The 17,604-nt window shown below is 72.4% G+C and carries 14 protein-coding genes; 11 read left to right on the top strand and 3 right to left on the bottom strand.

What is annotated here, in order from left to right:
* Positions 1 to 31 precede the first annotated feature (31 nt).
* The 7 genes from AA0005_RS08545 to AA0005_RS08515 all read left to right on the top strand — a co-directional run bounded on the left by AA0005_RS08545 (position 32) and on the right by AA0005_RS08515 (position 8,108).
* Entirely contained in the window at positions 32 to 1,108 is a 1,077-nt protein-coding gene (locus AA0005_RS08545; RefSeq protein ID WP_413452988.1) for an ABC transporter permease, read from the top strand.
* A 2-nt stretch (positions 1,109 to 1,110) separates the two neighbouring features.
* Positions 1,111 to 2,109 carry an ABC transporter permease gene (locus AA0005_RS08540; RefSeq protein WP_413452987.1) on the top strand — a complete coding sequence of 333 codons (999 nt, stop codon included), beginning with the start codon at positions 1,111 to 1,113 and terminating at the stop codon, positions 2,107 to 2,109.
* On the top strand, positions 2,109 to 3,791 hold the full coding sequence (locus tag AA0005_RS08535; protein ID WP_413452986.1) for an ABC transporter ATP-binding protein: 1,683 nt from the start codon (positions 2,109 to 2,111) through the stop codon (positions 3,789 to 3,791). The genes AA0005_RS08540 and AA0005_RS08535 overlap by 1 nt, the downstream gene beginning before the upstream one ends.
* Before the next feature lie 179 nt (positions 3,792 to 3,970).
* Positions 3,971 to 4,225, top strand: a complete 255-nt coding sequence (locus tag AA0005_RS08530) for a hypothetical protein (protein ID WP_413452985.1) — start codon at positions 3,971 to 3,973, stop codon at positions 4,223 to 4,225.
* On the top strand, positions 4,222 to 5,892 hold the full coding sequence (locus tag AA0005_RS08525) for an alpha-amylase family protein (protein WP_413452984.1): 1,671 nt from the start codon (positions 4,222 to 4,224) through the stop codon (positions 5,890 to 5,892). Before AA0005_RS08530 ends, AA0005_RS08525 begins: the two co-directional genes overlap by 4 nt.
* A gap of 84 nt (positions 5,893 to 5,976) precedes the next feature.
* Positions 5,977 to 6,189 (top strand): hypothetical protein, encoded by a 213-nt coding sequence (locus AA0005_RS08520; protein WP_413452983.1) that lies wholly within the window; start codon positions 5,977 to 5,979, stop codon positions 6,187 to 6,189.
* Between the two features lie 29 nt (positions 6,190 to 6,218).
* The gene (locus tag AA0005_RS08515; RefSeq protein ID WP_413452982.1) at positions 6,219 to 8,108 is read left to right on the top strand and encodes an NHL domain-containing thioredoxin family protein; all 1,890 of its coding nucleotides are present in this window, start codon (positions 6,219 to 6,221) and stop codon (positions 8,106 to 8,108) included.
* Between the two features lie 9 nt (positions 8,109 to 8,117).
* Here AA0005_RS08515 and AA0005_RS08510 read toward each other — a convergent pair whose 3' ends face one another.
* Positions 8,118 to 8,522, bottom strand: coding sequence for a class F sortase (locus AA0005_RS08510; protein ID WP_413452981.1), 405 nt, complete (start codon positions 8,520 to 8,522; stop codon positions 8,118 to 8,120).
* Positions 8,523 to 8,647: 125 nt separating this feature from the next.
* Between AA0005_RS08510 and AA0005_RS08505 the strand changes: the two genes are divergently transcribed.
* From AA0005_RS08505 to AA0005_RS08495, 3 genes are read left to right on the top strand one after another with little or no spacing between them, the layout of a single operon-like run.
* Positions 8,648 to 9,985, top strand: coding sequence for a M20 family metallopeptidase (locus tag AA0005_RS08505; protein WP_413452980.1), 1,338 nt, complete (start codon positions 8,648 to 8,650; stop codon positions 9,983 to 9,985).
* A gap of 11 nt (positions 9,986 to 9,996) precedes the next feature.
* Positions 9,997 to 11,577 carry an AbgT family transporter gene (locus AA0005_RS08500; protein WP_413452979.1) on the top strand — a complete coding sequence of 527 codons (1,581 nt, stop codon included), beginning with the start codon at positions 9,997 to 9,999 and terminating at the stop codon, positions 11,575 to 11,577.
* Positions 11,578 to 11,591: 14 nt separating this feature from the next.
* A complete protein-coding gene (locus AA0005_RS08495) occupies positions 11,592 to 12,566 on the top strand; it encodes an ATP-grasp domain-containing protein (RefSeq protein ID WP_413452978.1) in 975 nt (324 codons plus the stop codon).
* A 721-nt stretch (positions 12,567 to 13,287) separates the two neighbouring features.
* Here AA0005_RS08495 and AA0005_RS08490 read toward each other — a convergent pair.
* Together AA0005_RS08490 and AA0005_RS08485 are read right to left on the bottom strand one after the other, a co-directional pair.
* Positions 13,288 to 14,322: an NAD(P)-dependent alcohol dehydrogenase gene (locus AA0005_RS08490; RefSeq protein WP_413452977.1), complete on the bottom strand. Its 1,035-nt coding sequence runs from the start codon at positions 14,320 to 14,322 to the stop codon at positions 13,288 to 13,290.
* A 98-nt stretch (positions 14,323 to 14,420) separates the two neighbouring features.
* The gene (locus AA0005_RS08485) at positions 14,421 to 14,732 is read right to left on the bottom strand and encodes an MTH1187 family thiamine-binding protein (protein ID WP_413452976.1); all 312 of its coding nucleotides are present in this window, start codon (positions 14,730 to 14,732) and stop codon (positions 14,421 to 14,423) included.
* Positions 14,733 to 14,931: 199 nt separating this feature from the next.
* On the opposite strand from AA0005_RS08485, the gene AA0005_RS08480 reads away from it, so the two are divergent.
* Positions 14,932 to 17,418, top strand: a complete 2,487-nt coding sequence (locus AA0005_RS08480) for an FIMAH domain-containing protein (protein WP_413452975.1) — start codon at positions 14,932 to 14,934, stop codon at positions 17,416 to 17,418.
* Positions 17,419 to 17,604 lie beyond the last annotated feature (186 nt).

Here is a 17,604-nt window from a genome sequence, read left to right as displayed (position 1 = left end):
ACCCCGTCCCGTCCGTGAGAGGAGAGTCTTCGTGACGATCGCAGACGAACGGACGGTGAGCACCACAGCCGCCACCAAGTCCGGCGGATCGGGGCTGGGCCGCTACATCCTCGTGCGGTTCCTGCTCATCATCCCCACGGTGTTCATCCTGGTCACTCTGGTGTTCTTCCTCATGCGGGTGGTCGGTGACCCGATCTCCGCCTCGGTGGGCGGGCGTCTCACGCCCGACCAGCTCGCCGAACGGCTCGCCGCGGCGGGCTACGACCGGCCCGTGCTCGTGCAGTACGTCGAGTACCTCGGCCAGATCTTCACCGGCGACTTCGGCCGCACAGTGACGGACAACCGGGCGATCAGCGAGATCCTCCTGACCTACGGGACCGCGACCCTCGAGCTCGTCATCTTCTCGCTCATCGTCGCGCTGCTCGTCGGCATCCCGCTGGGCCGCATCGCCGCCTACCGCCGCGACCAGCTGCCCGACGCCGTGCTCCGCATCTTCGCGATCCTCTGCTACGCGACCCCGGTCTTCTTCGCGGGCCTCCTGCTCAAGCTCGTCTTCTCCGTGTGGCTCGGCTGGTTCCCGCTCGGCGGGCGGGCCACCCCCGGCACCCAGCTCACCCTGGACCGCATCTCCGGCTCGAGCGGCATCAACATCCTCGACGCGCTGCGCACCGGGCGCTGGGACCTCATCTCCGACGTCCTGTCCCACGCCGTGCTGCCCGCCGTCGCCCTCGGGCTGCTCACCGCCGGGGTGTTCCTCCGGCTCGTGCGCACCAACCTCATCGGCACCCTCGGCATGGACTACGTCGACGCCGCCCGCTCCCGCGGCGTGCCGGAGGGACGGCTGCTGCGCAAGCACGCCTACAAGCCGGCGCTCATCCCGATCATCACGGTCATGGGCATGCAGATCGCCCTCATGCTCGGCGGGGCGATCCTCACCGAGACCACCTTCGAGTGGCGCGGCCTGGGCTTCCAGCTGGCCCAGTACCTGGGCGCGCGCGACTTCGTCGCCGTCCAGGGCATCGTCGCGCTCCTCGCGGTGATCGTCGCCGTGACGAACTTCGTCGTCGACGTCATCGCCGCCCTCATCGACCCGAGAGTGAGGTACTGACGATGAGCACCGCACCCGACCCGATCGAGCACGGCGCCGCCGCGCACGAGTCCCGCTGGAAGAAGCTGCCGATCGTCTGGCAGCTGCGCCGCAGCGTCGGCCTCCAGCGCGGCATGCTCATCGCCGGCCTCGTCATCTGCGCCGTCTTCATCCTCATGGCGGTCCTCGCGCCGCTCATCGCCCCGTACTCCTTCAACCAGCTCAGCGGCCCGGACGGGTCCTTCCCCCGTCAGGCGCCGCCGTCGAGCGAGTTCTGGTGGGGCACGACCGTCGGCGGCTACGACGTCTTCTCCCGCGTCGTGTGGGGCGCCCAGACGGCGCTGCTCACCGTGGTACTCGCCGTCGTCGCCTCGATCTTCCTCGGCATCGCCTTGGGCCTGGTCTCCGGCTACCTCGGCGGCTGGCTCGACCGCGTCCTCGTGACCATCGCCGACGCGATCTACGCGTTCCCCTCCCTGCTGCTGGCGATCGTCGTCTCGATCATCATCTCCGGCGGGCAGTCGAGCTTCTTCGGCGGCATCGCCGCGGCGGCCATCTCGATCACCGTGGTCTTCGTGCCGCAGTACTTCCGCGTGGTGCGCGCCGAGACGGTCCGGCTCAAGGCCGAGGCCTTCGTCGAGTCCGCGCGCGTCCTCGGCGCCTCCACGCCGCGGATCCTCTCCCGCCACGTGCTGCGCAACGCGACCCGCTCGCTGCCGCTCATCGTCACGCTCAACGCCTCCGAGGCGATCCTCACCCTCGCGGGGCTGGGCTTCCTCGGCTTCGGCATCAACCCGACGGCGGCCGCCGAGTGGGGCTACGACCTCAACCGGGCGATCTCCGACGTCGCGAGCGGCATCTGGTGGACCGGCGTCTTCCCCGGCGTCGCCATCGTCCTGCTCGTCCTGGGCATCACCCTCGTCGGGGAGAGCCTCAACGACCTGTCCGACCCGCGCCTGCGCATCCGCCGCCGCCCGCCGCGGCCGCGCCGCGTCGCCACCGCCATGAAGGGAGCCGCGTGATGACCGCGCACGACGCCGACGGCGGACCCGTCGTCGACATCCGGGACCTGCACATCACCTTCGCCACCGACGGGGAGCCGGTCAACGCCGTCGACGGCGTCTCCCTCCACGTCAACCCCGGCGAGGTGCTCGCCGTCGTCGGCGAGTCCGGCTCGGGCAAGACCGTGACGGCCAAGAGCGTGCTCGGGCTGCTGCCCGACAACGCGAGCGTCGAGGGCGCCGTCGTCCTCGCGGGCAGTGACGTCGTCCAGCTCAGGCCCGGCGAGCTGCGCCAGGCCCGCGGCCGGGACGTCGCCATGGTGTTCCAGGAGCCCTCGACGGCACTCAACCCCGTCTACACGGTCGGCTGGCAGCTGGCCGAGGGGCTGCGCGCGCACGGGGAGTACACGAAGAAGGCGGCCCGCGAGCGGGCGGTGGAGATGCTCGGCAAGGTCGGCATCCCCGACCCCGAGACGCGGGTGGACCACTACCCCCACCAGTTCTCCGGCGGGCAGAAGCAGCGCATCGTCATCGCGATGGCCCTCGCCCTGGACCCGAAGGTCATCGTCGCCGACGAGCCGACGACGGCGCTCGACGTCACCGTCCAGGCCGAGATCCTCGACCTGCTGCGGGCGGTGCGCGACGAGTTCGGGCGCGCCATCATCCTCATCACCCACAACATGGGGGTGGTCGCCGACCTCGCCGACCGGGTGGCGGTCATGTACCGCGGCAAGGTGGTGGAGCAGGCGCCGGCGCGCGAGCTCTTCGCCGCCCCGCAGCACGAGTACACCCGCCAGCTGCTCGGGGCGGTGCCGAAGCTCGGGGCACACACCCCCGACTGGGAGCCGGGGCCCTCCCCCGCCGCCGCGGACGCCGGCCCGGAGCCGGTGGTGCGCGCCCGCGACCTCGAGATCGTCTACCCCGGGCGCCTGCGCCAGCCCGAGTTCCGGGCCGTCAACAAGGTGAGCTTCGAGATCGCGCCCGGCGAGGTGCTCGGCCTCGTGGGCGAGTCCGGCTCGGGCAAGACGACGATCGGCCGGGCCATCGCGGGCCTCACCCGCGCGACCGGCGGCTCGCTCGAGGTGCTGGGCCACGAGATGGTCGGGTTCAAGGAGAAGGGCTTCCGGCCGCTGCGCGCCCGGGTCGGCTTCGTCTTCCAGGACCCGGCGACGAGCTTTAACCCGCTCCTCACCATCGGCGAGGCCGTGGCCGAGCCGCTGCTCATCCACGGCCGGGCTCGCGACGCAGCTGCGGCGCGCCCCCGGGTCGAGGAGCTGCTCGACGCCGTCCACCTGCCCACGCACTACGCCGAGCGCTACCCGCACGAGCTCTCCGGCGGGCAGCGGCAGCGCGCCAGCCTGGCGCGCGGCCTGGCGCTCGACCCGGACCTGCTCATCGCCGACGAGCCCACCTCGGCCCTGGACGTGTCGGTCCAGGCCAAGGTGCTCGAGGTGTTCAGCGAGCTCCAGGAGCGCCTGGGCTTCGCGACGCTGTTCATCAGCCACGACCTCGCGGTCGTCGGCATGCTCGCCGACCGGATCGCCGTGCTCTACCGCGGCGACCTCGTCGAGCTCGGCACCGGTGAGCAGGTGCTCCAGGCGCCGCAGCACGCCTACACCCAGAAGCTCCTCGCCTCGGTCCCCGTGCCGGACCCGGTGGAGCAGGAGCAGCGCCGCGAGGCGCTGGCGGCCCTGCGCAGCTGAGCGCTCGCGCGTCCCGCGGGAGGTGCGAGTGCGGAGGCGTCAGATTGATTCACCTGGTGGCTCAGTCTGACGCCTCCGCACCACACCCCCTCCTCCCGCGGGGCGCGGGCCGGGTTCCCGGTCCGCGGGCCGTGACACGCCGCTACCGTGGTCGGCAGACCGACGACGGAAGGACCGACATGTCACTCCCCGCCCAGTCCTCCCCACGCAGCGTGCGGGTCGCGGTCGTCCTGGCGGCCGTCCTGCTCCTCGCCGGCGTGTGGGGCACCTTCGTCCGCGAGGTCGCCGTCGGGTGGCCCTCGTCCATGCCCCTCGTCTCGGGCGCCCCGCGGATGGTCGTCCTCGACACGCCCGGCGTTCTGTTCCTCCTCGCGCTCGTCGTCGGCGCGGTGCTCCTCGCCGGGGCAGCCGGCTACCGCTGGGCCCGCCGATGACCCGCATCACCGAGACCTCCGACCAGTGGTGGAAGACCGCCGTCATCTACTGCCTCGACGTCGAGATCTTCTTCGACTCCGACGGCGACGGCGTGGGGGACCTCGCCGGTCTCGTCGACCGGATCGACTACCTCGCCCAGCTCGGCGTCACGTGCCTGTGGCTCATGCCCTTCTACCCCACGCCCGACCGGGACGACGGCTACGACGTCACCGACTTCTACGGCGTCGACCCGCGACTGGGCAGCCTGGGCGACGTCGTCGAGCTCGTCCGCACCGCCAAGGACCGCGGCATGCGGGTCATCGTCGACCTCCTCATCAACCACACCTCCGACCAGCACCCCTGGTTCCAGGCCGCCCGCCGCTCGAAGGACGACCCGTTCCGGGACTACTACGTGTGGCGGGCCGAGGAACCGCCGGACACCTCCGACATGGCGGTCTTCCCCGACCAGGAGGGCGGCATCTGGACCTTCGACGAGAAGACCGAGGAGTGGTACCTCCACCACTTCTACTCCCACCAGCCCGACCTCAACGTCGCCAACCCCAAGGTGCGCGACGAGATCATGAAGGTCGTCGGCTTCTGGCTCGAGCTCGGCATCGACGGCTTCCGGGTCGACGCCGTGCCCTTCTTCCTCGAGGACGTCGGCATGACCGGCGAGGACGCCGACGCGATGCAGCACCCGCACGACCACCTCAGGGACATCCGGGCCTTCCTCTCCCGTCGCCGCGGGGACGCCGTGCTCCTCGGTGAGGTCAACGTGCCGCACGAGGAGCAGGCGACGTACTTCGGCGACGGTCACCAGCTCCACATGATGTTCGACTTCATCACGATGCAGCGGCTCTACCTCTCCCTCGCCCGCGGCGACGCCGGACCGCTCACCGAGGCGCTGCTCGCCCGCCCGGAGATCCCCGAGGACTGCCAGTGGGCCACCTTCGTGCGCAACCACGACGAGCTCACCCTGGACAAGCTCACCGAGGACGAGCGGGCCGAGGTCTTCGCGGCCTTCGGGCCCGAGGAGGAGATGCAGATCTACGGCCGCGGCCTCAAGCGCCGCGTGCCGCCGATGATGGACGGGGACCCGCGGCGCATCCGGCTCGTCTACTCCCTGCTCTTCTCCCTGCCCGGCACGCCGTCGCTCTTCTACGGCGAGGAGATCGGGATGGGCGAGGACCTCGCCGCCGAGGGACGCATGGCGGTGCGCACCCCGATGCAGTGGTCCCCGGAGCCGGGCGGCGCCTTCTCCACCGCCCCGCCCGAGCAGCTCGTCGCCCGCCCGGTGCCCGGCGGCTACGGCCCCCAGTTCGTCAATGCGTGGGACCAGATGCGCGACCCGGACTCGCTGTGGACCTTCGTGCGCCGCCTCGTCCAGACCTACCGCTCCCACCCCGAGCTCGGCCGGGGCACCTTCCACGTGCTCGACCAGCCCCACACCGAGGTCCTCGCGCACTGCGTCGCGTGGGAAGGACGGATGGTCGTCGCCGTCCACAACCTCGGCGGCGACGCCCGCACCGTCCCGCTGCGGGTCGACGCGCCCCCGGGGTCCTTCCTCGAGAGCCTCCTCGGCGACGAGCGGCTCGTCGACGACGACGGCGCCGCCGAGCTGGCCCTCGACGGTTACGGCTACCGCTGGTTCCACGTCCACCACGCCGGCGGGCTGCGCCTGCCGTAGGTCCGACCACGGGTGGACCCCGGGCCACCAGGATCAGCCGCCGGGCCGACGCGGACCGGCGCCCCGCCCGGCGAGGATCGTCCCGTGAGCACGAACCGTCCCCGCACCCCGCTGCCCGAGCTCGCGGGCGCCGTCGCCGTCGGCGTCGCGCTCGCGGCACTGACCCTCGCCGTCCTCCTCACGCTCCACGTGGCCACCGACCGCCTGCTCCCCACGAGCGGTGCCACGGGAGCGGAGAACGACGCCACACAGCTGCGTGTCCCATCCCACGAGATGGACCCGACCCGCGTGCCCTGACGCGCCGTCGCCCCGGGGACAATGGGGACATGACGTCGCCCAGCACCCGCACCCAGCCTCGCGTCCGCGCCTCCGAGCTCACCGGCCGCGGCTGGCTGAACACCGGCGGCCGCGAGCTGACCCTGGCCGAGCTGCGCGGCAAGATCGTCCTCCTCGACTTCTGGACCTTCTGCTGCATCAACTGTCTGCACGTCATCGACGAGCTGCGCGAGCTCGAGGAGAAGTACCACGACGTCCTCGTGACGATCGGCGTCCACTCCCCCAAGTTCGTCCACGAGGCCGACCCGGACGCGCTCGTCGCCGCCGTCGAGCGCTACGACGTCGCCCACCCCGTCCTCGACGACCCCGAGCTCGTCACGTGGAAGGCCTACACCGCCCGCGCGTGGCCCACGCTCGTCCTCATCGACCCCGAGGGGTACATCGTCGGCCACATGGCCGGTGAGGGGCACACCCCGAACATCGCCGCCGCCATCGAGCAGCTCGTCGCCGAGCACGAGGCCAAGGGCACGCTGCACCGCGGCTCCGGCCCGTACGTGCCGCCCGAGCCCACCGCCGGCCTGCTCAAGTTCCCGGCCAAGGCGGTCGCGCTGCCCAGCGGCAACCTCCTCGTCGCCGACGCCGGCCACCACCGCCTCGTCGAGCTCGAGCCCGACGGCGAGACCCTCGTCCGCGCCATCGGCTCCGGCACCCGCGGGCACGCCGACGGCGCCCCCGAAGTCGCCGAGCTCAACGAGCCCAACGGGCTGTGCCCCCTGCCCGGTGAGGTCGCCGAGCAGGTGGGCTACGACGTCGTCGTCGCGGACACCGTCAACCACCTCCTGCGCGGGGTGCGCCTCGCCGACGGGCACGTGAGCACGCTCGCCGGCACCGGTGAGCAGTTCATGGTCGGCGCGCCGGACAACGTCGCGCCGGGCGAGGAGCCCGCCACCGAGGACTACGGCCCCGCCCGCCGTCTCAAGCTCTCCTCCCCGTGGGACGTCACGTGGTCCGCCGAGGCGAAGGCCGTCGTCGTCGCCATGGCCGGGCACCACACGCTGTGGACCTTCGACCCGCTCGCCGGCTTCGTCGCCCGCCTCGGCGGGACGATGAACGAGGGCCTCGTCGACGGCGAGCTGCGCCAGGCCTGGTTCGCCCAGCCCTCGGGCCTGTCGGTCGGCGCCGACGGGCGCGTCTGGCTCGCCGACTCCGAGACCTCCGCCCTGCGCTACGTCGACGTGCCCGCCGGCCAGGTGCGCACCGTCGTCGGGCAGGGGCTCTTCGACTTCGGCCACCGCGACGGCGCCGCCTCCGAGGCGCTCCTCCAGCACCCGCTCGGCGTCGCCGCCCTCCCGGGCGGGCAGGTCGCCGTCGCCGACACGTACAACGGCGCCGTGCGCCTCTACGACCCCGCGACCGGGCAGGTGAGCACCGTGGCCACCGGGCTGCGTGAGCCGTCCGGGCTCCTCGTGGACGACGACGGCACCCACCTCGTCGTCGTCGAGTCCGCCGCCCACCGCCTCACCCGGGTTCCGCTGCCCGAGGGCGCGGCCGAGCTGCACGACGGCGGTGCGCACCGGACCCACCGGCCCGCCACCGAGGTGGCGCCAAGCTTCACGCTGCGCGTCGTCTTCACCCCGCCGGCGGGCAAGAAGCTCGACGACCGCTTCGGCCCGTCCACCCAGCTGTCGGTGTCCGCGGACTCGCTGGTGGCGGGGGGCGGCACCGGGACGGACCTCGAGCGGCAGGTCACCCTGAGCCTCGGCTCCCTCGACGGCGGGGACGGGCAGACGGTGCTCTCGGTGACCGCCAAGGCCGCCTCCTGCGACGACGACCCGGCGATCGAGTTCCCGGCGTGCCACCTCGCCGCCCAGGACTGGGGCATCCCGGTGCGCGTTGTCGAGGGCGGTCCGGAGGAGCTGGTCCTCAACCTGCACGGCTGAGGCGAGGGCTCAGCCGACGGGCTCGGCGATGACCACGATGTTCTCGGAGTAGCGCCCCGTCGCGTCGTCGTAGGTACCGCCGCAGGTGACGAGCACGAGGCGGTGGGGGCCGTCAGTGGCGAAGAGCGCGGGGTCCAGGCTCTCCTGCGGCGTCGTGCTGCGCTCGACGACCCGGTAGTCGTGGACGTTCCCGTTGGTGTCCTCGAGGGAGACGACGTCCTCGGGCTGGAGGTCGAGCAGCGCGCTCATCGCCCCGCCGCGGCGCAGGCCGTCCATGTGCCCGGCGAGCACCACCGTCCCCTCGGCCTGGCCCGGCAGCCCGCCGGCGGCCCACCACCCCACGCGCGCGGGGTCTTCGGGCAGCTGGAGCTCCCCGGAGGACAGCACATAGGTCTGTGGCGTGACGGGCGCCACGCGACGTCACGGTACTCGCCAGTCCCCGCCACTGCCCCGCCAACCCTGGTCTCGTCCGTCGTCCACGCCGTGAGACAGCGCGGTACCGGTCGAGCGGTCCTGGGCCCCGTCGTTACATTGGCTGGGTGTCTGAGACCACCCCGCTCGAGCCGAGCACGGCCTACCTGGCGCACCTCGCGGACGAGACCGACGCGCGGATGCGGCAGTCCACCGCCCCCGTCTCCCCCTTCGCCGGCGCGCCCGTAGAGCTGAGCGACGCCGTCGAGTCCGCCGCCGAGTCGCTGGCCCCGGAGCTGGACCACGTCGTCGCCGCCCTCCACGCCGAGCCGGAGACGGCCTACGAGGAGCACCGCAGCGTCGCCACGCTCGTCGAGGTCCTCGCCCGCCAGGGCGTCCGCGCCGAGAGCGGTGTCCACGGCGTCGAGACCGCCTTCCGCGCGGAGGTCCGCGGCCGCGCGGACGGCCCGACGATCGCGATCCTCGCCGAGTACGACGCCCTGCCGAACCTCGGCCACGCGTGCGGGCACAACGTCATCGCCGCAGCCGGGGTCGGCGCGTTCCTCGCCCTGGCGCGCACCTTCGAGACCCGGCCCGACGCCGTCGCCGGCCGCGTCGTCCTCCTCGGCACCCCCGCCGAGGAGGGCCACTCCGGCAAGGAGGTGCTCGCCCGCGGCGGCGCCTTCGACGACGTCGACGCCGCGATCATGGTCCACCCCTACGGCTACGACCTCGCCGACCAGGTGTGGCTCGGGCGCCGGCTGCTGCGCTGGACCTTCTCCGGCGTCTCCGCCCACGCCTCGGCCCAGCCCTTCATGGGCCGCAACGCCCTCGACGCCGCCGCCCTCGCCTACCAGGGCATCGGGCTGCTGCGCCAGCAGCTGCCGCCCGTGGACCGGATCCACGCCGTCGTCACCGACGGCGGCACGCGCCCTAGCGTCATTCCCGACCGCGCCGTCGTCGCGCTCTACGCACGGTCCAAGTACCCCGACACGCTGCGCGACCTCAGCCGCCGCCTCGACGACATCGCCCGCGGCGCCGCGCTCATGACCGGCACGAACGTCGAGATCGAGTGGGACGAGCACCCGCCGTCGCTGCCGGTGCGGACCAACGAGGCGCTGACCGCCCGCTGGGTCGCCGCCCAGCGGCGCCGCGGCCGCCAGCCGCTCGCAGGCGGCGTCGTGCCCGAGACCCTCGCCGCGTCCACCGACTTCGGCAACGTCAGCTACCGGGTGCCGGGCATCCACCCGCTCATCGCGATCGCGCCGCCCGACGTCGCCCTCCACACCGAGGACTTCGCCCTCGCCGCCGCCGGCCCCGCGGCGCGGTCCGGCGCGCTCGACGGCGCCGTCGGTCTGGCCCTCACGGCCCTGGACTACCTGTGCGACGCCGAGCTGCGCGACGCCGTCGCCGCCGAGTTCGCCGCCCAGGGCGGCCCGCTCGACGTCCCCCACTACTTCGACTGACCGAGGGCGAGATGAGCACAGAGACCACGGCCACGAGGCAGAGCTGGCCCTCCCGGATCCTCGACGGCGTCGAGCGCGTCGGCAACCGGCTCCCCGAGCCCTTCACCCTCTTCCTCGCGCTCTTCGTCATCGTCGCCGTCGCGTCGACGGCGATGGCCTGGGCGGGCGTCACGGTCCAGATCCCCGGCAGCGACGAGGTCACGGAGATCCGCGGCTTCTTCACCGGCGAGGGCCTGGTGTGGCTCACCGAGAACCTCGGCGCGAACTACGTCGGCTTCCCGCCGCTCGTCACCGTGCTGCCGATTCTCCTGGCCGTGGGCGTGGCAGAGAAGTCGGGGATGCTCGCGGCGGCGATCCGCAAGCTCATCGGGTCTGCACCGCGGCGGGCGCTGCCCTACGCCGTCGGCGTCGTCGGCGTGCTCGGCTCGGTGCTGTCCGACGCGTCCTTCGTCGTCATCCCGCCGCTGACGGCGCTGGCCTTCAAGGCCGCCGGCCGCCACCCGGTCGCCGGCCTCATCGGCGGCTTCGCGGCCACCGGCGCCGGCTACTCGACGAACATCCTCGTCACGAGCCTCGACGCGCTCTTCGCCGGGATCACCCAGTCCGTCGTCGGCGTGCTGCCCGACCCCGGCGCGCCGGTCAACCCGGTGTCGAACTGGTTCTTCAACATCGCCGCCGCCCTCATCCTCATGGCGCTGGCCGGCCTCCTCATCGACAAGGTGCTCGAGCCGCGCCTCACCCGCCAGGACGTGCCGCGCACCGAGCAGGCGTCGGAGGACGACGACGGCGGGCCGGCGGCGAGCGAGGCCGTCACCGCCGAGCTCACGGCGGTCGAGCGGCGCGGCCTGCTCTGGGCCGGGCTGGCCTTCGCGCTCACGGTGGTGGCGGTGGTCGCCGCCGTCGTCGTCCCCGGGTCCCCGTGGCGGAACGAGGAGGGCGGCTTCCTGCCCACCTCTCCCCTGCTCAGCTCGATCGTCTTCCTCGTGTTCCTCGCCTTCCTCGTACCCGGGCTGGTCTACGGCTGGGTCGTGGGGACGGCGCGGAGCGTCGCGGACGTCACCTCGCTCATGGGCAAGGCGATCCGCGACATGATCCCCTTCCTCGTCCTGGCCTTCGTGCTCGGCCAGTTCATCGCCTTGTTCAACTGGTCGGGGATCGGCTCGTGGATCGCGGTGACCGGCGCCGAGGGGCTGGAGGCGGCGGGGCTCACCGGCTTCCTCGCGATCCTGCTCTTCGTCGTCCTCGCGTCCTCGCTCAACCTCTTCATCATCTCGGGCTCGGCGCTGTGGACGCTCATGGCGGCGGTGTTCGTCCCGATGTTCGCGCTCATCGGCTACGAGCCGGCCTTCATCCAGGCCGCGTTCCGCGTCGGCGACTCCGCCACGCAGATCCTCACCCCGCTCAACCCGTACATCATCGTGCTGCTGACGATGCTGCGGAAGTACGAGCCCAAGGCGGGCCTCGGCACGATCATCGCGCGGATGCTGCCCTTCACCGTCGTGTTCTGGGTGGCGTGGGTGCTCGTGCTGTCGGTGTTCTTCGCCCTCGACCTGCCCCTTGGGCCCGGCAACGGAATCTTCCTCGACCAGTGACTGTTCGCCCTGACATGACTCTCCCCATCTACGCCCTGCACGAGAACCCCGAGTGGTTCCCTCCCTTCGCCAAGGCCTTCGCCGAGCGCGGGGTCGAGGTCGTCGAGTGGGTCCTCACCGACGGTGTCCTCGACCTCGACTCCACCCCGCCCGAGGGGATCTTCTGGTCGCGGATCAGCGCCTCGTCCCACACCCGTGGGCACACGCTGTCCAAGGACTACACGCGGGCGGTGCTGTCGTGGCTGGAGGCGCACGGGCGGCGCACGGTCAACGGCCGCCGGGTGGTGGAACTGGAGATGAGCAAGGTCGACCAGCTGACCGCGCTGCGCGCCGCCGGCATCGAGACGCCGCGGACGGTCGCGGCGATCGGGCGGGAGCGGATCCTCGAGGCGGCGCGGGACTTCCCCACGCCACTCATCCTCAAGCACAATCAGGGCGGCAAGGGCCTGGGCGTGCGGCGCTTCGACTCGTACCCCGAGCTGGAGGCCTACGTCGGGTCCGCCGAGTTCGAGGAGCCGGTGGACGGCATCACGCTGGTGCAGGAGTACGTCCAGGCGGCGACGCCGCGCATCACCCGCGTGGAGATCGTCGGCGGGGAGTTCATCTACGCGATCGACGCCGACACCGCCCGCGGCGGCTTCCAGCTGTGCCCCGCCGACGCCTGCGAGATCGACCCGAGCACCGGCCGCCCGATCACCCCGCCCGGGGCGACCATCGCGCCCGAGATCGGCCAGCAGCTCTTCAGCCTCCGCGAGGGCTTCGACCACCCGATCATCGGCAAGTACATCGAGTTCGCCAAGCGCAACGGCATCGAGGTGCTCGGCGTGGAGTTCATCGAGTCGGAGGACGGGCGCCTGCTCACCTACGACGTCAACACGAACACCAACTACAACGCCAACGTCGAGGCCGTCGCCCCGCGCTCCGCCCCCGGCGCCCTGGCCGACTACCTCGTCCGCCTGGCACAGGAAGCCGACCCCGCCGCCGCGTAAGCGGTCCTCCCCTCTCGCGCCGAGAGCCGGACTCTCCGCCGCCGAGAGCCGGACTCTCCGCCGCATCCCCACCCCGCCGACAGCCGGACTCTCCGCCGCACTCCCACCCCGCGCGAGAGTCGGATTCTCCGCTGCCCACCACCGCGCCGAGAGCCGGATTCTCCGCCGCCGGCGCCGGCCCTCGCGCGCACTGTCGGGATCCTGCGTACAACCGCCAGTCGCTCGACCGGGTCCAGGCTCCAGCCTTGACGCCCGGGCGTGTCACGCGACGTGTCGCGGACTTGTGCGCAGATCAGCAGCAGCTCGGCCGGCGAGGGTGCCACAAACGGCACCGACCGACCCCCCGTCGGGGCCCACGCGGCAACCGACCTGGGCTTTCGCCGCAGCGCCACCGCCATTTGTGGCACGCACGCGCACCGGCTCTCGCGCGCGCTGTCGGGATCCCGCGCACAACCGCCAGTCGCTCGCCGCAGGTCCAGGCTCCAGCCTTGACGCCCGGGCGTGTCACGCGACGTGTCGCGGACTTGTGCGCAGATCAGCTGCAGCTCGGCCGGCGAGAGTGCCACAAACGGCACCCACCCGCCGCCCGTCGGGGCCTCACGCGGCAGCCGACCTGGGCTTTCGCCGCAGCGCCACCGCCCTTTGTGGCACCGAGCGCGCCGAGAGCCGAATTCCTCCGCGGAGGGATCCGGCTCTGGGCGCCAGCGGACGGGCTCAGTCGCTACGGGACGATGACGGCGCGGCCGCGCAGGGTGCCGTCATGCAGCTTCTCGTAGGCCTTGGGCGCGTCCTCGAGGGAGAAGACCTCGGTCTCGACGTGGACGGCGCCGGTCCGGGCGAGGTCGAGCACCTCGAAGAGCTCGTGACGGTAGCCCCAGTACGGCGCGCGGACCTGCGCCTCGTACGGGCGGTCGACGAAGCCGACGGGCAGCGTGCCGCTACCGACGCCGACGTTCACCTGGTCGCCGGCGACGGCAACCATCTTGGCCCCGAGGTCCATCGTCGGCTGCACACCGACGAAGTCGAAGACGGCAGTCGCCCCGCGGCCACCGAAGAGGGCGCGGACCTGCTCCACGGCGTCGTCGTTGGAGAGGAACGCGTGGTGCGCACCCACCTCCTTGGCGAGCCCGAGCTTGTCCTCGGCGAGGTCGAGGGCGATGACGGTCGCCGGGGTGATCGCTCGGAGGATCTGGATGCCCACGTGCCCGAGGCCGCCCGCGCCGATGACGACGGCGACCGAGCCCGGGACGAGCTTGTCCAGCGAGCCCTTGATCGCGTGGTACGGCGTGAGGCCGGCGTCGGTGAGGGAGACGTTCTGCACGGGGTCGAGGTCGCCCAGCGGCACGAGGTGGCGGGGGTCATCGACGATCATGTACTCGGCCATGGCGCCGGGGGCACCGAGCCCGGGCGGGGCGATGCCGAGCTCGCCGGCCCGCTCGCAGTAGTTCTCCTTGCCCTGCGCGCACATGTAGCAGTGGCCGCAGCCCCACGGGCCGTAGACGGCGACCGAGGTGCCCACCTCGAGGCCCGTCACGCCCTCGCCGAGCTTGTCGACGACGCCGGCGCCCTCGTGGCCGAGGGTGAGCGGCAGCCCGTAGATGTACTGGTCCTCGGGCAGGCTCATGATGAACGAGTCGGAGTGGCACACGCCGGCGGCGGTGACCTTGAGGCGCACCTGACCGGGGCCCGGCTCGGGCGTCTCGATCTCGACGACCTCGGGGCCGGCGCCGATCGTACGGTACTGAACTGCCTTCATGCTGATCCTCCTTCTGGACCGGCTCGAGGTGCCGGCCCTCCCCTCCACCTTCTCAGGCAGTCCGGTTCCCAGCACGGGCAGCTGGTCCCAAGGAGGGCTCAGTCCTGCTCGCCGCGAAGGTGCTCCTCCACCCGCTCGACCTTCGCGCTGAGCTGGCTCTCGTAGCCCGGCCGCAGGTCGGCCTTGAGGACGAGGCTGACGCGCGGACTGTAGGCCGCGACGGCGTCGCACGCCGCCTTGATGACCGGCATGACCTCGTCCCACTCACCCTCGATGGTGGTGAACATGGCCGTCGTCTCGTTCGGCAGGCCGGACTCCCGGACGACCCGGACGGCGGCGGCCACGGCCTCGGACACGGAGCCGTCCGCGGAGTCGGTGGCGGTGGGCGCGACGGAGAAGGCGAAGAGCATGGCGCCATCGTAGGGCGGAGTCGCGCACCCTTGACCGCGTGACCCGGCTCACGTACCGTCGCGTGGAAGCGTTTACGCCCGCGGCCCACGACACCGCTGTTGACGCCGGGACGAGGGCCGTCCCGGGAGCCGCGAGCAACGCTGCCCGCCCCGGCGACGCCGCCGCGCCGTCGCCGGCCATCCCCTGCGAGGAGAGCTGATGACGACGACGAAGAGGACAGCCGGCGCCGTGGTCGCCGCACTGTTGGCGATCGCCATCGTGTGGTCACTGGCAATCACCGCGCACGCCGCACCGGCCGAGGACGCGGCCGGGACGCGCAGCGGCACCTGGTACGAGACGGCCTACGCGACCTGGACCGGGCCGGCCGACGGCGGCTACCGCGCCTACGTCCGCACCCTCGGCGCCCACGACTGGCGGGACGACAGCCCCATCACCGGCTGGCTCGAGGACTGGACGGAGGTCGACGCCCCGCTCGTCCGCGAGGTCGACCCCCACCGCGACACCTGGCGCGTCGACGTGCCGGGCCTGCCCCGCGGCACCTACGAGGTCCAGGTGAGGACGGCCGACGGCGAGCCCGTCCACACCTTCACCGACCTGCGCACCGAGTCCTTCCCCCGCCACGGTGCCGCGTTCGTCCCGTCAAACGAGAACGAGTTCGAGGGCACCCACGACTTCGCGCTCGACGGCGCCGTCGGCGGCTACCTCCCCGACGGCCGCGTCGACCCCGAGGCCCGCATCGTGTACGTCACCCACGACACCATGGCCGAGGCCCTGCCGGCCGACCTCTTCACCACCGGCCGCGGCGAGACGGCGAACGAGCGCACCCCCGTCGTCGTCCGCCTCCTCGGCACCGTCGGCGACTTCGAGACGGTCGCCCCCACCCCGCAGGAGGCCGGCGCGCAGGTGCCGCCCGGCGCGTTCAACAACAACCGCAAGCTCAGCGTGGGCGCTGGCAACGGCAACGTCACCTTCGAGGGCATCGGGCCCGACGCCGTCGTCTACGGCTGGGGCATCTCCACCGGCGGCGCGCACAACGTCGTCGTCCGCAACCTCGAGTTCGACCAGTTCTTCGACGACGCCGTCGAGATCCACGGCGGCGGTACCGGCGTCCGGGCGTCGAACGTGTGGGTACACCACAACTCCTTCGGCTACGGCCAGAACAAGTTCCTCACCATCCCCGACACCGACCCCGACCAGGCCAAGGGCGACGGCGCCACGGACGTCGTCAACCACGCGCGCAACTACACGGTCGCCTACAACCACTACGCCGGGAGCAGCAAGGTCCTGCTCATCGGCGGCGGCACCGGCTCCATCAGCGCCCACTACGGCACGCTGCACCACAACTGGTTCGAGGGCAGCGAGGAGCGCACGCCGCGGGTGCGCAACGGCCGGGTCCACGTCTTCAACAACCTCTACGAGGACATCCAGGGCCACCCGCACCACGACGTCCTGCTCGAGCGGAACACCGGCTACGGCATCGGCGCCGCCCACAACGCCACGGTCTGGGCGGAGGGCAACGTCTTCGACGGCGTGAACTTCCCCTTCCTCCGCAGCCGCCAGGGGCACGCCCGCGGGCACCAGCCCATCGACTACCAGCCCGGACCCGGTGAGTCCGACGGCGCGAACGCCGGGTTCAACCACTTCTTCGGCGACGCCCCCGGCTTCATCGTCACCCGCGAGGTCGTCACCGACGGCGACTTTCCCGACACCGTCGCCGGCTTCCGCCAGCCCTCGGACCACCTCCCCGGGCTGACCGAGGCGGAGCTCGACCGGCTGCGGGAGGCGGCGCTCGCGCTCCAGCCCAACGTCCTCGACGCCGCGTCGCAGGAGAACTTCGACCCGCAGCTCGACATCGGGGTGACCGTGGCGGAGGGGTCGACGACGACGAACCCCACCATGTCGACGAACCCGCCCGCCCAGCTCGACTGGTCCTTCCGGCCGGCGGCGGGCGGCGTGTGGCCCACCGGCGACGCGGGACAGGTCGCCGCCCTGCGCGCGGAGGTCGAGACCCGCTCGGGCACGATGCCCGCGCCGGCCCCGGCGGAGGTTCCGCTGGCGCCGACGATCACCGACGTGCGGGTCAACGACGAGGTGCTGTCCGTGGGCGGCTCCTTCATCCCGGAGCCGAGGGTCGTCGTCCACGAGGGCACCTTCACGATCGACTGGGCAGCGACCGACGTCCTCGCGGAGGCCTACGAGATCCAGTGGGACGGCGGCGCCGGCAGCTGGGAGACCCTCGCCTCGGTTTCGGCGAACGCCCGGCCCACCAGCTTCGTCACCCAGGAGATCGACCAGTTCGCCCACCTCGAGCGCATCCTCGCCCAGGTCGACGACGACGCCACGTACGCGTTCCGGGTCCGTGCGGTCAACGCCGCAGGACCGGGTGAGTGGTCGGTCGTGCACCGGGTGCCGGTGGGCCCGATGGCGTCGGTGGCCGAGCTGCGGGCCTCCCTGGAGCGGCACATCGCAGAGGGTGACGTCGCCGGCCCGATCGCGCAGCAGCTGGCCAAGGCTGCCGAGCTGGCGGCCCGGCACCTCGACGCCGGGCGTCCCGACCCGGCGGCCACTGCGCTCGACCGGTTCGTGCGGCACCTCGACAACCCCAAGCGCCCCGACACCCTGAGCGAGGAGGCACGCCAGGACCTGCGGGAGCAGGCAGAGGCGATCCGCACCCTCCTCGCCTGACCGCTGCTCTCCCCCTTCGCCGAGCGCGGAGTTGTTCCGGACATTGCCAGTAACAACTCCGCGCTCGGCGTGGGGGCGGGTGCGCTCGGCGAGCGGGTGGAAGGTGCGCTCCGCTACTCGGCTACCCTCGTCGGCGGAATTGTCGGCATCTGCGCGGGACCACCGCGCCACCAGCACCTCGAGGGT

This window comes from Georgenia phoenicis (assembly GCF_047302425.1).
Taxonomy (GTDB): Bacteria; Actinomycetota; Actinomycetes; order Actinomycetales; family Actinomycetaceae; genus Oceanitalea.
This window is presented reverse-complemented; position numbering and strand designations above follow the sequence as displayed.

Excerpts from the sequence above, each read along its gene's own strand:
- AA0005_RS08540 (WP_413452987.1), top strand. The coding sequence starts at position 1,111 with ATGAGCACCGCACCCGACCCGATCGAGCACGGCGCCGCCGCGCACGAG.
- AA0005_RS08535 (WP_413452986.1), top strand. The coding sequence starts at position 2,109 with ATGACCGCGCACGACGCCGACGGCGGACCCGTCGTCGACATCCGGGAC.
- AA0005_RS08530 (WP_413452985.1), top strand. The coding sequence starts at position 3,971 with ATGTCACTCCCCGCCCAGTCCTCCCCACGCAGCGTGCGGGTCGCGGTC.
- AA0005_RS08525 (WP_413452984.1), top strand. The coding sequence starts at position 4,222 with ATGACCCGCATCACCGAGACCTCCGACCAGTGGTGGAAGACCGCCGTC.
- AA0005_RS08515 (WP_413452982.1), top strand. The coding sequence starts at position 6,219 with ATGACGTCGCCCAGCACCCGCACCCAGCCTCGCGTCCGCGCCTCCGAG.
- AA0005_RS08500 (WP_413452979.1), top strand. The coding sequence starts at position 9,997 with ATGAGCACAGAGACCACGGCCACGAGGCAGAGCTGGCCCTCCCGGATC.
- AA0005_RS08495 (WP_413452978.1), top strand. The coding sequence starts at position 11,592 with ATGACTCTCCCCATCTACGCCCTGCACGAGAACCCCGAGTGGTTCCCT.
- AA0005_RS08490 (WP_413452977.1), bottom strand. The coding sequence starts at position 14,322 with ATGAAGGCAGTTCAGTACCGTACGATCGGCGCCGGCCCCGAGGTCGTC.
- AA0005_RS08485 (WP_413452976.1), bottom strand. The coding sequence starts at position 14,732 with ATGCTCTTCGCCTTCTCCGTCGCGCCCACCGCCACCGACTCCGCGGAC.
- AA0005_RS08480 (WP_413452975.1), top strand. The coding sequence starts at position 14,932 with ATGACGACGACGAAGAGGACAGCCGGCGCCGTGGTCGCCGCACTGTTG.